This window comes from Streptomyces sp. NPDC050610 (assembly GCF_040654875.1).
Taxonomy (GTDB): Bacteria; Actinomycetota; Actinomycetes; order Streptomycetales; family Streptomycetaceae; genus Streptomyces.
The window spans coordinates 13,375-27,710 of sequence record NZ_JBFAIV010000026.1; the positions used below are offsets into that span (position 1 = coordinate 13,375).

Annotated in this window: 9 protein-coding genes and 1 pseudogene; 2 read left to right on the top strand and 8 right to left on the bottom strand. The window is 74.2% G+C overall.

Annotated elements, in window-relative coordinates; translation table 11 throughout:
- Nucleotides 1-2 precede the first annotated feature (2 nt).
- Nucleotides 3-440, bottom strand: a complete 438-nt coding sequence (locus AB0I22_RS27785) for a roadblock/LC7 domain-containing protein (RefSeq protein WP_363133663.1) — start codon at nucleotides 438-440, stop codon at nucleotides 3-5.
- The gene (locus tag AB0I22_RS27790; protein ID WP_363133664.1) at nucleotides 437-2,950 is read right to left on the bottom strand and encodes a nitrate- and nitrite sensing domain-containing protein; all 2,514 of its coding nucleotides are present in this window, start codon (nucleotides 2,948-2,950) and stop codon (nucleotides 437-439) included. Before AB0I22_RS27790 ends, AB0I22_RS27785 begins: the two co-directional genes overlap by 4 nt.
- A gap of 354 nt (nucleotides 2,951-3,304) precedes the next feature.
- On the opposite strand from AB0I22_RS27790, the pseudogene AB0I22_RS27795 reads away from it, so the two are divergent.
- Together AB0I22_RS27795 and AB0I22_RS27800 are read left to right on the top strand one after the other, a co-directional pair.
- Nucleotides 3,305-3,643 (top strand): annotated as a pseudogene (locus AB0I22_RS27795) (hypothetical protein); the annotation flags it as partial.
- 50 nt (nucleotides 3,644-3,693) lie between these two features.
- Nucleotides 3,694-4,227 carry a hypothetical protein gene (locus AB0I22_RS27800; protein WP_363133665.1) on the top strand — a complete coding sequence of 178 codons (534 nt, stop codon included), beginning with the start codon at nucleotides 3,694-3,696 and terminating at the stop codon, nucleotides 4,225-4,227.
- On the opposite strand, the gene AB0I22_RS27805 is transcribed toward AB0I22_RS27800, so the two are convergent.
- The 6 genes from AB0I22_RS27805 to AB0I22_RS27830 all read right to left on the bottom strand — a co-directional run bounded on the left by AB0I22_RS27805 (nucleotide 4,129) and on the right by AB0I22_RS27830 (nucleotide 14,156).
- Nucleotides 4,129-8,970, bottom strand: coding sequence for a hypothetical protein (locus AB0I22_RS27805; RefSeq protein WP_363133666.1), 4,842 nt, complete (start codon nucleotides 8,968-8,970; stop codon nucleotides 4,129-4,131). The genes AB0I22_RS27800 and AB0I22_RS27805 overlap by 99 nt on opposite strands.
- Before the next feature lie 64 nt (nucleotides 8,971-9,034).
- On the bottom strand, nucleotides 9,035-9,961 hold the full coding sequence (locus AB0I22_RS27810) for a hypothetical protein (protein WP_363133667.1): 927 nt from the start codon (nucleotides 9,959-9,961) through the stop codon (nucleotides 9,035-9,037).
- Between the two features lie 118 nt (nucleotides 9,962-10,079).
- The gene (locus tag AB0I22_RS27815; protein WP_363133668.1) at nucleotides 10,080-11,603 is read right to left on the bottom strand and encodes a hypothetical protein; all 1,524 of its coding nucleotides are present in this window, start codon (nucleotides 11,601-11,603) and stop codon (nucleotides 10,080-10,082) included.
- 57 nt (nucleotides 11,604-11,660) lie between these two features.
- On the bottom strand, nucleotides 11,661-12,305 hold the full coding sequence (gene pcp, locus AB0I22_RS27820) for a pyroglutamyl-peptidase I (protein ID WP_363133669.1): 645 nt from the start codon (nucleotides 12,303-12,305) through the stop codon (nucleotides 11,661-11,663).
- Between the two features lie 112 nt (nucleotides 12,306-12,417).
- Entirely contained in the window at nucleotides 12,418-13,386 is a 969-nt protein-coding gene (locus AB0I22_RS27825; RefSeq protein WP_363133670.1) for a DUF979 domain-containing protein, read from the bottom strand.
- On the bottom strand, nucleotides 13,383-14,156 hold the full coding sequence (locus tag AB0I22_RS27830; protein WP_363133671.1) for a DUF969 domain-containing protein: 774 nt from the start codon (nucleotides 14,154-14,156) through the stop codon (nucleotides 13,383-13,385). The genes AB0I22_RS27825 and AB0I22_RS27830 overlap by 4 nt, the downstream gene beginning before the upstream one ends.
- Nucleotides 14,157-14,336: the final 180 nt, after the last annotated feature.

A 14,336-nucleotide genomic window follows, 5' to 3' on the forward strand; every position in this document is an offset into this window, starting at 1 on the left:
CGTCACCCGTCGGCGGCCACGCCGGTCCGCGGAGCGGCGGCCAGGTGCGCCCCCACGCGCTTGACGAGGAGCGTCATCTCGTAGGCGACGAGCCCGACGTCCGAGTCGGCGTCGGCGAGCACGGCCAGACAGCTGCCGTCGCCCGCCGCGGTGACGAACAGGAACGCCTCGTCGAGCTCGACGACGGTCTGCCTCACCTTGCCGGCCTCGAAGTGCCGGCCCACGCCCTTGGCGAGGCTGTGGAAGCCGGAGGCGACGGCCGCCAGATGCTCGCCGTCCTCCCGGGTCAGCTCCTTGGACGTGCCGGTCGGCAGGCCGTCCCCGGAGAGTACGAGCGCCTTGCGGATGCTGCCGACGCGCTCGACGAGGTCGTCGAGGAGCCAGTTCAGCTCGCCGGTGCCCGTGGATGCGCTGCGTGCTGCGGCCTTCGGTGCGGTCATCGACCGTCCCCTTCAGATGTCGTTCCTGGTGCGGTGTCTGCCGCGCCGCCGGGTTCGAGTGCGTTGTGCTCCCGCCCGCGCTGCCAGCCGCGCTGGAGCGAGGCCATCCTGGCCCGCACCTCGTCGGCATCGCGCTCGGGTTCCGGATCGGCGGGACCCGCGGCGGCGGGCTGCCCCGCGGGGTCGTTCTTGAGCTGGGGGGCGAGGTTGGCCTGCCGCACCCGCCGGGGCAGCGCGACGGTCTTCTCGTCCCGTTCCCCGCCCGTGCCGCCGTCCTCTGCGGCCGGCCGCAGAGGGTCGGCGGTGCGGGCCGCGTGGGCGGCGGACCGGCGGCGCGGCAGCGGCACGGGGCCGTCGGGCCGGGTGGGCGCGGGGGCCTCCGCCGCCTGCTGGTGCTGTTCCTGGGCGGGCGCGGCGTCGCGGCGGCGGAACAGCGCCCCCTCCTCCTCGTCGAACGCGCCGTACACGGGCCGCTGCCCGGCCGGCCCGGCGAGCGTCAGCCGGTCCGTGCCGGGCCGTTCGGGAAGCGGTACGGGCACCTGGGCGAGCGCGGCCAGCGGGCTGCCCCCGGCCTCCGTCTCACCGCTGTCCGGGTCCCGCTCGTACCCCGTGCCCCGGCCGGCGTCGACCAGCAGCGCCTCGGGGATGAGCACGACCGCGGTCGTGCCGCCGTACGGGGAGGGCTGGAGGGAGACGCGCACGCCCTGGCGGCGGGCGAGGCGGCTGACGACGAAGAGGCCGAGCCGGTCGGTGTCGGAGAGCTCGAACTCGGGCGTCTCGGCGAGCCGGAGGTTCGCCTCCAGCTGCGCGTCGGGGGTCATCCCGAGGCCCCGGTCGTGGATCTCCAGGGTGAAGCCGTTGGAGACGCGCTCGCCGACCACCTGGACCGCGGTGTGCGGCGGGGAGAAGACGGTGGCGTTCTCCAGGAGTTCGGCGACGAGGTGGGTGAGGTCGGCGACGGCCGGGCCGCTCACGGCGAGCCGCGGCAGCCGGCGTACCTCGATGCGCTCGTAGTCCTCGACCTCGGCGACGGCGGCCCGTACGACGTCCATGAGCTGGATCGGCTTGCGCCACTGCCGGGACGGGGCCGCGCCGGAGAGGATGACCAGGCCCTCGGCGTGCCGCCGCATGCGGGTGGTGAGGTGGTCGAGGCGGAAGAGGTCGGCGAGTTCGTCGGTGTCCTCGGTGCGCCGCTCCATGGTGTCGAGCAGGGTGAGCTGGCGGTGCAGCAGGACCTGGCTGCGGCGGGCGAGGTTGACGAACACCTCGGAGACGCCGCGGCGCATGTCGGCCTGTTTGACGGCGGCCTCGACGGCGGCCCGCTGCAGGGTGTTGAGGGCCTGGCCGACCTGGCCGAGCTCGTCCTGCCCGTACTGGAGGCGCGGCGCCTCGGTCTCGACGTCGACCTGTTCGCCCGCGGCGAGGCGGCGCATCACGCTGGGCAGCCGTACGCCCGAGACCTCGTGCGCCTCCTTGCGGACCCGGCGCAGGTCGCGGATGAGGGAGCGGCCGATGCGGGTGGAGATGATGAGGGAGGCGGCCAGGGCGATGAAGCCGAGGACGCCGGCCGCGCCCGCCTTGATGAGGACGTCGTCGGCGATGGGCTTGACGCGGTCCTGGTAGCGGTCGGCCGCGTCGGCGCCCATCCGGCGGAGGTCGTCGAGGACCGGGCCCGCGGCGGCCTGCCAGCGCTGGGAGTTGACGCTCCCGAGCGCCTTGCCGGGGCCGGCGGCGAGGACGGCCTCCTCGGCCTGCTCCAGGGCGCGGGCGTCGGCGCCGCGCCAGAAGTCGTCATAGACGTTCTGGTCGAAGGCGGGCAGGACGGGCAGGTTGGTGGTGTAGAGGACCTTGCGTTCGGCGACCCGGTCGGAGAAGGAACGGATCTCCTGGCGGCTCATGGAGCCCGCGGCCAGACCGGCGGCGAGCAGGGCGTCCTCGCGGGCGAGGGCCTCCCGGGCGCGGGCGATGGCGACGAGGGCGCGTCCCTGCTTGTCCATGTCGGCGTCCTGGAGCGTGTTCAGGGTGCCGAGGAACGCGTAGTAGGGGTCGACGAGTTCGTTGTAGCCGCGCAGCGCGCCATCTCGGGTGACGGTGTTGTGCTCGACCTTGCGGCGCAGGCCGGCGAGGTCGTCGAGGCCGTCCTCGATGGTGGTGAACTGGTCGGCGGATTCGGCGCTCATGTCGGCGCGCACGCCGCGGCCGGCGCCCGAACGCAGGTCGGCTGCGGCCTTGTCGGTGGCGCGGCGCTGGGCGCGCAGGGTTTCGAGGGCGTCGGAGCGGCGCGAGTCGGCCAGGTAGACGAGGGTCTGGCGGCGTTCCTTCTGGAGGGCCTGGGCCATGTCCTCGGCGGGGTGGCCGAGTCTGCGCATCACGTCGGCCCCGGTCAGCAGCTGAGCCGCTTCCTGACCGGTGATCACGGTGGCGAAGGCCCACAGGGCCGTCAGCGACACCAGCGGCACCAGCAGCAGCGCCACGATCTTCCGGCGGATCGACTTCCCGCGAAAGCGCATGGCCTCCCCAACGTCAACCCCGGCGCCCGGGGGTCATGTTCCGACAATAAGCGGCGCGAGCCTACTACTGTCGGGCGACCAATCCGAAGACGTGTACGGTCCTTGACACCGTGTGATCAGCGGCTTTGGTGGCGAGTTGTCCGGCGATAACCGGACTTTCCGCTCCCACTTGTGGTGCATGACACCCCGTCCACGGGGTAAGAGAGTGACCCCTTCTGGCTGGAAAACCACTCCCCGTGGGAACCTTCGACCATGGTTGTTCGCTCTTCCTCCTGGAGGGGTGGGAGGAATACGGCTGATGCCCCTCTTTTGGAAAGCGCCCGCACCGGGCAGTGACTGAGGGGGTGAATCTCCATGGACCAGGATCACGACATCCCGTCCTACCGGGGACGGCCGCCGCTGTGGACCGAGGAGCCCGCCCGCAGACGGCGGTTGCCCGACCCGGTCCGTACCGCGGCGGTCCGTGCGGTGATCATCATGGCCCTGACACTGGCTCAGGCCATGGTCGCGGTGCTCTGCGCGCTGGCCGGCGCCTGGTTCGCCTTCCCCGCCACGCTGTGCAGCATAGCCAGCACTGTGGTGGCCACCTGGGCGGTCGTCGACGTCTGGGTCACCCGGCAGGTGTGGAACCAGCGGCACGGCGTGATCTCCGTCCCCAGCAGCTCCGCCCGGGAGATGCGCAGGGCCCGGCGGCCGCGCTTTCCCTGATCCTCAACGGCCCGGTAGGTGCGGCGGTTGACGGCGTGTCCGCCGGAGACGGCGGCGGGGGCAAGGGGAGGACAGCCACGGCTGACCGGGATCAGGCGGTCCATCGCATTCCAGGAATCCTCGGGCAGTCCGCCACCGACGCGGCGTTGGTGTCCGGGGCCTTCTCGCCCCCGGGCCACGTCCAGTTGATCGCGCTGCCGCACCGCTGGCGCGACGCCGTGCACGACTTCAACCGGTGGCTCGACCTCGCCGGACTCCGTACGTACGTCAGCCAGATCCCGGACGAGGAGCTGCTGGCCATCGACAGCTCCACGCACCGGCCGGGCGGGCGGCTCGACAAGGTGCCCGAGCTGCGCACGGCCGTCGAGTCGCTGCTGCGGGAGCGCTGCTGCGGGAGCGCTACGGCGGCGAGCCGGGCGTCGCGGCCCGGCTCCGGCCGCTCGCGCCCTCGGCCGACGGCTTCTGACCAGCTAGCCCTCTGGCGTCTGCTCCTCTGCCGGCTGTTCTTCTACCGGCTGTTCTTCTACCGGCTGTCCCTCCGTCGGTACGGGCTCGGGCTCCGCCGGTAGCGGCTCCTCCTCCGGGCGGCGGAACATCCGGGTCGCCGTGATCTCGCCGTGCACCGGCTCCGAGTCCGGGTCCTCCCGCGGCAGTCCGGGCCGCAGGTGTTCCTCGACGCTGATGTACTTCAGGCCCGCGCGCAGGTCCGCGTCGTTGCGGAGGCGGATGACCAGCGGGAACTCGGCCAGCGCCGTGGTGTCGAAGAGGCCCGTGGTGTAGAGGAGCTGGACGCCGAGCGCGTCGGCGACGGCCCGCTGGAGCTCCAGCAGATATGTGGCGTTGGCGCGGCCGATCGGGTTGTCCAGGAAGAGCGTGCCCGCGTGCCGCTGCTTGTCGCGGCCGCGGTCGTTGCTGCGCAGCGCCGCCATGGTGCAGTACAGCGCGATGGCCGCGGTCAGCAGCTGCCCGCCGGAGAAGACGTCGCCCATCTGCCCGACCGGGACCCGCTCGGCGCGCAGCACCGCGTCCGGCTTGAGGATCTCGACGGCCACGCCGCGCGGCTGGAGGGCGGCGCTCACCCCGCGCAGCAGCAGCGACATCCCGTCGCGGCGCAGATCGGAGTTCTTCTTCACCGCCGAGCGGGTCGCTTCGTCGATGACCTCGCCGAGCCGCTCGCTGAGCGTGGCCTGATCCGGCTCCTCGAAGCGGATGCGCAGGAATTCCTGGCCCGACCACTCCCCCAGCCCCTCGGGCAGCCGGGACAGCCGCTGCGCGGAGCGCAGGGTGGTGAGGGAGGACTCGACCAGGCCGCGCAGCCGGTCGACGATGCTGCCGCGGTTGCGCTCCAGCTGCTCCAGTTCGTCGCTGAGTACGCGTAGCCGGGGCGCGAAGGCGTCGGCCCAGGCGGCGGCGTGCTCCGGCAGGGCGGCGGCGGGCAGCTCCCGGATCTGCTGCCGGGCGGGGGTGCGCACCTGCTCGTACCGGGTGGAGTTCGCGTGTCGCACCAGCACGTCGCTCGCCTCGCGGACCGCCGACTCGGCGGCCGACAGGTCGCTCGCGCAGCCGCGCAGCGAGCGGCGGGCCTCGGCCGCGGACTGCCGGGCCGCCTCCAGGTTCCCGGCGTAGGGCTCGCTCTGCTCGCCTTCTCCGTCGCCTTCGCCGTCCGCCGCCCGCTGGTTGTCGCGGAGCAGGTCGCGCAGCATGGCCGCGGTCTCGTCGAAGCCGCCGGCCGCGTCCTCGGCGGTGCGGTGGGCGCGCAGCAGTTCGCCGTGCGCGGCGCGGGCGGCCTCCAGGGCGTCGCTGCGGGCGGCGAGTTCGCCGGTGGCGGTGCGCAGCAGTTCCTTGGCCTGTCCGGCGTCGGCGGGGACCAGTTCGTCGGGGAGTTCGGTGTGCGCGTCGCCGTGCTCGGGGGCGTGCCGTTCGGCCTCGCCGCGGAGCCTGCCGAGCTGTTCGCTGGCGGCCGACGCGCGGGTCTCCAGCATCTGCACCAGGGACTCGGCCCGGCCCACCGCGGCCTGGCGGGAGGGGCCGTCGGCCCCGTCGGTGCCTTCGAGGAGCTGGGCGGCGCGGGTGCGGACCTTGTTGGTGAGGCGGTCGAGGGCGGCGAGGGCCGCGCTCTCGTCGCTCTCGGCGCGGGCCTGTTCGGCGCGGAGGTCGGCGCCGACGCCGACCTTCTCGTACAGCTGGGAGGCCGCGCGGTACGCCTCGCGCAGCGCGGGCAGCGAGGCCGTGGGGGCGCCGTCCTGTTCGCTGACGTGGTCGGGGGCGCCGGCGATCTCGGCGCGCTCGGCGCGGAGCGCGCGTGCGGTGCGGTGGGCGTCGTCGGCGGCGCGCTGGGCGGCGCGGCGGTCCTCGTCCGCGGCGCGGGCCCGGTCGACGCAGGCGGCGGCGCGCTCCTCGGACTCGGCGGCCTCCTCGGCGAGTTCGCGCAGCCGGGGCTGCCAGCGGGCCCGCTCGCGGAGCCGGAAGGCGAGCCCGGCGAGGGCGTCGGCGACGCGGCGGGCGCGCTGTGCGGCCTCCTGCCGCTCGTCGCGGACGCGGGCGGCCTCGGCCGCCGTCTCGTCGGCCTCGGCCCGTTCCGTGCGGGCCTCCTCCAGCGCTTCCTGAGCGGCGTCGGCCGCGGCGCGGGCCGTCTCGGCGGCGGTCCGCAGCTCCGCGAGGCCGCCGGCGGGGCAGCCGTCGCGCCAGGCGCCGAGCCGGGACGCGAGGGTGCGGTCGCCGGCCAGGCGGGTCGCGAGGGAGCGGATCTCCTCGTCTCGGGCGGCGGCGCGGGCGCGCAGCGCCTGCCGTTCGCCGTCGGCGGCGCCCTCGTCGTGCATCGCCGGGTTCGGCGGTACGAGGAAGACGCCGGTGTCCTCGGCGTCGGGCGCGGGGGTGGGGGCCAGCAGCGCGGCGGAGGTGCCCACGGCGACGGCGGAGCGGGGCAGCAGCGACGCCTTGCCGAGAACCTCGCGGGCGCGCGCGTGGGTGTCGGGGTCGGTGATGACGACGCCGTCGACGAGTTCGGGGCGGGCGGCGAGCACCGAGGCGTGGTCGGCGGGGTCGACGGCCTGTGCGAGGTAGCGCCAGCCGGGGAGCGCGGGGATGCCGTGCTCGCCGAGGTACTCGACGGCGGTCAGCACGTCGGGGCTGGGCGGCAGCAGTCCGCCGTCGCCGAGCGCGCCGAGGATGCGGGAGTCGTCGGCGGCGGCGGTGCGCAGTTCGAAGAGCTGCCGCTCGGCGGAGGCGACGCTTTCGTCGAGGAGTTCGCGCAGGGCGTCCGCGTTGCGGTCCACTTCCTCGGCGGTGAGCGGGCCGTCGGCGGTGCGCTGCCGCGCCAGGCGGACGGCGGCGGAGCCGGCGAGCCGGCCGGGCGGGCCGTCGGCGTCCGGGGCGGTGCGCGGGCCCGCCACGGCAGGCGACGCGCCGCCCTCGGGGCCGTCGCTCTCCTCGCCCGGGCGGGGGCCCGGCACGCCGGGGGCGGCCGACTGCGGCAGGCCGAGCAGATCGGTCAGCCGCTGCTCGGCGCCCAGGGCTTCGGCGGCACGCCGTTCGAGGTCGTGGGCGGCGTCGGCGGCGCTCGCGGCGTCGGCCGCGCGGGCCGCGGCCAGCTCCGTACGGGCGTGCTCGGCAGCGGTGTCCTTGGCGCGCTCGGCGGCCTGGCGGGCGGTGTCGCGGGCGCTCTCCCAGGCCGCGGCGGCGGACTTCTCGGCGTCACTGGCGGCGAGGGCGGCGCGGGCCGGGTCCGCGTCGGGGGCGCTGTCGTCGAGCCAGCCGGCCCGTACCGCCTCGGCGGTCTCCTGTTCGACCTCGGTCAGCCGCTGGCGCAGGTGCTCGGCTTCGCTGCGGGCGCGCTGGGCGGCGGTCGCGGCGGCGGTGGCGTCGCGGTGCGCGGCTTCGCCGGTCTCCTGGAGGGCGGCCGACCGCTCCTCCTCCTCGGCGGCGACCCGCTCGCCGTCCCCGGCCGCCGCATGCAGGGCCCGTACGAGCTGGGCGGCGGCGTCGGCGCGGGCGGCGAGCGCCGGGGCGGCGTCGCGCTCGGCCTCGCGGATGGCGGCGGCGACGCGGGCGGAGCGGTCGGCGGCGGCACGGTGGCGCAGCACGGTCTCGGCGGCCTGCCAGGCCATGTGCAGGGTACGGGCCTCGGTCAGCTCGCGGCGCTGGGCGGCGGCGCCCTTCTCGGCGGCGGCGAGCGCCAGGGAGGCGTGCCGGTAGGCGAGTTCCGCGGCGACCAGGGAGCTGCGGCCGCGCGCCTGTTCGGCGTCGGTGACGGCGTGTGCGGCGGAGTCGACCTGTTCGGCGAGTTCGGCGGCGTTGCCGCGCTCTTTCGCGCCGCGGGCGGAGAGCCGGCGGGCGAGGGCGCGGGTGCGGCGCTCGGCCCCGGCGTGCACGCCGCGGGCCTGCTCACGGCTGAGGGCGGACTCGGCGATGCGGGAGAGGAGGTCGAGGGAGCCGGCGGTGAAGTCCCGCTCGGCGGTCAGTTCGGCGCGGCGGCCGAGCTTGTGGGCGAAGCCGTGGACGAGGTCGGCGAGGCCGTCGGTGTCGCGGGTGTCGGTGACGGCGCGCAGCAGCAGGTCGGTGAAGTCGGAGTCGTTCTTGACGGCGAAGAGGCCGGCGGCCTCGCCCTCGTCGGCGTTCATCTCGCGCTGGTAGCGGAAGAGTTCGGGGTCGAGGCCGAGCTCGCCGAGGTGTTCGTTCCAGCGCTCGTGGATCTCCTCCCACACCACGTCGAGGTGCGGGTACGCCTTGCCGGCCTCGGTGACGGCGTCGCGGAACCCCTTCATGGTGCGGCGGCGGCCGCGGGCTCCGGAGGCGCCTTCGGCGCCGCGGCGCATGGCGGTGGACTCGGCGACGGGCAGCGAGTCGAGGCTCAGGCCGGGGCCGGGGCGGAAGGAGTACCAGGCTTCGGCGAATTTCCGGGGGTCTCCGGAGACCTGCCGGCCGCGCCATTCGCTGACCTTGCCGACGACGACGCTCTCGCCGGTGAGGACGTGCTGCCATTCCAGGGCGACGTGTCCGCAGTCGTCGGCGAGGAGGAATTTGCGCAGGACGCCGGAGCTGGCGCCGCCCAGGGTGTTGCGGTGGCCGGGCAGCATGACGGAGAAGATCAGCTTGAGGAGTACTGACTTGCCGCCGCCGTTCTCCAGGAAGAGCACCCCGGCGGGGGCGGGGCGGCGCGGCGGCCCGACGGGCTCGTCCTCGAAGAACTCCGCCTGCGCCGGCGCGGGGTCGGGCACGGGCGCGCCGACCCCGCGCAGGTCCAGCACGGTGTCGGCGTAGCGCGCGCCGGCGGGTCCGATGGAGTAGAGGCGGACCCTGGACAGCTCGTACATGGCGGCGGACTCTCGTTGCGTGCGGGCGGGTTGCGGGGACAGCGGCGGTGCTGGGGTGCTGAGGTCAGGCGTGGAAGGGCAGGCCGGCGTCGGCGACCAGGTCGAGGTCGTCGGCATCCTGCGGCGGAAGCAGGGTCGCGCCGCCGTCGCCGACGGGCACGATGCCCAGCTCCAGCAGTTCGGCCATGGCGGCGCTGCCCGCCATGTCGCGGACCTGGAGCTGGTAGCGGGCGGTGGTGCGGAAGGCGCCGCCGGAGTCGTCGCCGGTGCGCTGGAGGAAGCCGGAGTCGACGAGGAAGGCGACGGCCTTGGCGATGATGCCGGTGGTCGAACCGGCCAGCCGGCGGGCGTCCTTGGTGGCGCCGGTCGCGCTGCGGCGCGCGTACACCCGCCAGGCCGCTTCGAGTCCGGGCGCGTCGGTGGCGGGGTCGGTGTTGTCGCCCTGCTCCTCGGCCCGCTCCTCCAGGCGGCGGCAGGCCTGCCGTACGAACGCGTCGACGCCGTTGACGGTGACGCGGCCGATGTATCCGTCGTCGGCGAGGTCCTCGGGGCGCGGGAACGCCAGGGCGGCGACGCAGAGGTGGGCCAGTCCGTGCAGGAAGCGGTCGGCGGAGTCCGCGGTGGCGCGGCGGGCGTAGTCGCCCATGCGGACGGCGAAGACGGAGTCCTCGGCGGCGGCGACGGCCATTCCCGCGCGGGGCGACACTTCGAGGACGATCAGGCCGAGTCCGGCGGCGATGGCGTCGGCGAGCCGGGCGAAGGCGGGTTCGTCGCGGTGGCGGCGCAGCAGTTCGGCGTAGTCCGCGTCGCGGGCGGGCAGCAGTTTGGGCTGGAGTCCGTAGGACACGAGGCGGGCGGCGTCGGCGGCGTCCGCGGGGGTGACGGGCGCGGTGGACGGCTGCGCGGCCGGGGCGGGTGCGGGTTCCGTGTCCGCGGCCGGCGCGTCCCACCGCGCGGCGCCGTCGGCCTGGTCGGCGTCGTACTCGGTCACGGGTGGGGCTCCTGTCGGGTGTCGCACGGGTTCGTCGTTCGGCTGCCGGCCGCCGGTGGCTGGTCGCGCGGTTCCCCGCGCTCCTCTCGGGGCACGGGGCGGCGCCCCCTCGGCGTACTCACGCCGCCTCCGTGCGGTCCGCGGCCATGCCTGCCGCGTCGAGGAGGGCCGTGCCGACGACGAGGTCGGCGCCGCCGAATTCCGGGTCGTCCAGTTCCGTGCCGTCGTCGACGGCGAAGAGCAGCTTCTCCTCGCCCTGCCGGTATGCGGTGCCGACGGCGGGGCTCGCGGCGTGCACGGCCAGCAGGGCGAGCAGGTAAGGGAGTTCGGGGTCGCGGCGGCGGGCGTCGGCGAGGAGGCCGGAGAGCCGGCGGGGCGCGTCGGCGGGCAGGTCGAGCAGCTCCATCGCCCCGGCGAGCTGCGCCTCGCTGAACCGGCTGTCGTCGGGGGTGGCGATGAGGTCCGGTTCGGGCATCTCCACCCCGAGGTGCTCGCGCTCGGCGGGCGGGGTCAGCAGCATGTCGACGAGGTCGCCGACGCGCACGGCGGCGGGGGTGCGCAGTCCGGTGCCGCGGGCGAAGAAGGCGTCGGTGACGCGGGCGGCCTGCCCGACGGAGAGCGGCAGGAGGGGCGCGAGGAGCTGGCCGTACAGGTCGAGTCCGGCGTGGGCGGCAGGGGTCGCGAACGCCTGGCGGTCCTGCTCGGCGCGGAAGAGCGGGCCTGCCTCCAGGAGCCGGGACTGGAGCTGCGTGTGGCGGCGGATGCAGTCCTTGACGATGTCGACGAGCTCGGCGGCGCGGCGCTTGTGCTCGGGCTCCTCCGCCTCGTCGCGAGCCTTGCGGATGTTGGTGAGGATCGCGTTCTCGTGGCGGTAGCGGTCGGCGACGTGGTCGAGCGCTTCGGCGATCATGTCGGGGACGGTGCTGAGCCAGTCGACGGCGCGGACGTTGCGGCGGGTCGCGTCGAGGGTCTTGCGGAGCGTTTCCGCGTACTGCACGGTGCGGTAGCGGGCCTGTTCGGCGGCGAGCTGCGCGTCGGCGAGCCGGCCGCGGCTGATGAGCACCTCCAGCTTGACCTCGGCGGCGATCTGGGCGCTGGTGACGTCCGTGTCGAGGGCGCCGACGAGGACGTTGACGGCCTCGTCGGTGGCGCGCAGGAAGACCGTGCCGCCGTGGCCGGGGACCTCTTCGATGAGCTTGAAGTCGTAGTCCCGGCGTACGTACGCGCCGTCGGCGCCGAACGTGCCGTACACGGCGCGGAAGCCGCGGTCGACGCTGCCGACGTTGATGAGGTTCTCCAGCACCCAGCGGGCGACGCGGTCGTGCTCGACGGCCGCCCGCCGGGGCGCCTGGGCCGCGACGCGCGGCAGCAGCTTGGCCACTATCTGCTCGTGGTCGGCCCCGGTGTCGAAGTCCATGTGGAGCGTGACCGCGTCGATGGCCGCGAGGGCGACCTCGGCCATGGCGTAGATCCCGTACTCGCCCGCGAGGTTGGCCTTGCGCGCGTCGAGGTCGTGCAGTGGCGCGGTGCAGGCCAGCGCGCGCAGCCGCCGGGCCAGGCCCTCGTCGGCGGCCGGTCCCGGTGCTGGTCGCGCGTCCCCGCTGAGCTGGGACGCAGCGGCCGTGGGCGGTTGAGAAGTCACGTCGCACAGAGTAGGCGGTCGCACTGACAACGGACGAAACGGCACGGGGCGAACGGGTCAGTGTGTGGCGCCGCCCACAGCCCTGATGTCCTCGGCGCGGGTCGCGGCGGTGACGGTGATCACACGCAGCGCTTCGGCGGTGACCGCCACCGGGAGCGAGGGCTGGAGCTTGTCGGTGACCTGCTCGGGGGCGAACGGTACGTGCACGAATCCGCCGCGCAGGCCGGGCCGTTCGGTCGCGGCGAGGTGCATCAGCGCGTAGAAGACCTGGTTGCAGACGAAGGTGCCGGCGGTCTGCGACACGGACGCGGGCAGCCCGGCCGCCCGTACGGCCGCGACGCACGCCTTCACCGGGAGTGCGGCGAAGTAGGCGGCGGGGCCGCCGGGCACGATGGGCTCGTCGATGGGCTGGGCGCCCGCGTTGTCGGGGATGCGGGCGTCGTCGATGTTGACGGCGACGCGCTCCACGGTGACGTCGGGCCGGCCGCCGGCCTGTCCGACGCTGATCACGACCTCGGGGTCGTGCTGCTCGACGGCCGCGCGCAGCGCGTCCATGGCGTCGCCGAAGACGCAGGGCAGGCAGGCGGTGGAGAGCTCCACTCCGTCCGGCGGGTTGTCGGCGACGGCGCGGACGGCTTCCCAGGCGGGGTTGGTGCTCTCGCCCCCGAAGGGTTCGAATCCGGTCAGCAGTACCCGGGTCATGGGTGGCTCCAGGGGGTCGGGCGCGGTGGTGCGGGAGAGGCGGGCGACAGGGCGTAGGGGACGCCTCGGTGGGCGCCCTGCGGGGGTGCTCAGAAGGCGCAGGCTGGGGGGGTCAGAAGGCGCAGGCGTACATGATCACGATGTTGCAGACGAGCAGCGCGCCGGCGGTGGGCAGTTGGGCCTTGATGGGCCCGTACTGGTCCTTGAGCTCCAGCAGCGCGGCGGGTACGACGTTGAAGTTGGCGGCCATGGGCGTGGCCAGTGTGCCGCAGAAGCCGCAGAGCATGCCGATGGCGAGGATGACGGCGGGTTCGCCGTGGGCCTGCTGCACCAGTACGGGCCAGCCGACGGCCGCGGTCATCACGGGGAAGGCCGCGAAGCCGTTGCCCATGACCACGGTGAACAGGAACATGCCCGCGCAGTAGACGATGACGGCGATGAGCACCGAGCCGTCGGGCAGCACCGACTTGGTGATCTTCCCGACCTGCTCGCCGACGCCCGAGACCGAGAAGATGGTGCCGAGGGTGGCCAGCAACTGCGGCAGCAGCATCGCCCAGCCCATCGCCTCCAGCATGGAGCGGCCCGCGTGCAGGGGGGTGGAGATCTTCTTCTCGCGCATCATCATCATGGCGACGGCGAGCGCGACGATGGCGCCGATGCCGAGCCCGAGGATCGTCTCACTGCCCGTCTGGAGGACGGGTTGGCCGCCGATCCGCAGCTTCTTGACGCCGACCGCGCAGACGAGGGCGACGACGGGGATGGTGAGGGCGGGCACGAAGATCTTGCTGCCGAGCCGGTCGGCGCTCGCGGCGCGCTCCTCGGCCGTGCTCGTACGGACCTTGCCGCGGCCGGTGAAGCCGAAGCCGGCGAGACAGACCATGACGAGGACGGCGACGCCCAGCGGCTCGGGCGGCGCCGACTTGTCGACGACCCAGGTGCTGTAGACGAACCCGAGGCCGAGCAGGCCCCAGAAGGCGGCGGTGCCGAAGCGCTTGGGGTTGGTGCGGTCGGTGGCCATCTGCGCGGCCATCACCAGGAAGATCACGCCGACCAGCCAGTAGAACCATTCTGCCTTGATCACTTGGTGGTCCCCCGTGCGCTGTTCTTGGGAGCGGTCTTCGCGGCGCTCTCGGCCCCGGCGCTTTCCCTGAGGCTGTTCTTGCCGCCGCTCTTGGCGGCCGGGCCGCCGAGTTCGCGCTCCAGCTGGCGGTCGAGGCGCAGCAGCCGGCCGCCGTGGATGACGAGCGCGCACACCGCGGTCGGGATGGCCCAGAGCGCGAGCTGCAGCGGTTCGAGGTGCGTGTGGTATGTGGTGTTGACGAACCCGGTGATCAGCAGGATCGAGCCGACCGCGAGGAAGACGTCCTCGCCGAAGAAGAGCCCGACGTTGTCGGCGCTGGCGGCGAAGGAACGCACCTTCTCGCGCGCCTTGTCGGTCAGCGGTCCGTTCTTCCGCTCGGCGGCGCCCTCGGCCATGGGGGCCGCGAGCGGGCGCACCGTCTGGGCGTGGCCGAAGACGCTCTGCAGGCCGAGGGCCGCGGTGATCTGCCGCAGCAGCAGGTAGAGGGCGAGGAAGCGGCCGGTGGTGAGCCCGGCGAAGCGGGTGATCAGCCGGCGGGCCTGCTCCTGGAGCCCGTACCGCTCCAGGAGGCCGATGACCGGGAGCGTGATCGCGAAGATCGTCACGGCGCGGCTTGAGGCGAATCCGTCGCCGAAGGCGGCGATCACCTCGCGCGGCGACAGTCCGCCGAGCAGTCCGGTGGCGATGCCCGCCACTCCGACGACCAGCAGGGGGTTGCGTCTCGTGGCAAAGCCGATGATCACCACGAGGACGCCAAGGAGAACGATCATGCGCCCCGCCTTCCGCGTTCCAGAACCTCACCTGGAACGTGAGGAGACTGCCCCGGAGGTTAGAGGATCGTTCAACGATCAGACAAGAGCTTGACATCCAGTCGTTCTCAGCGGATCGTTTCGCCTCTCACCTGGCCCGGAGGCGGCCTCGGCTCACCCCTCAGCAGCCCCCGGACTGAT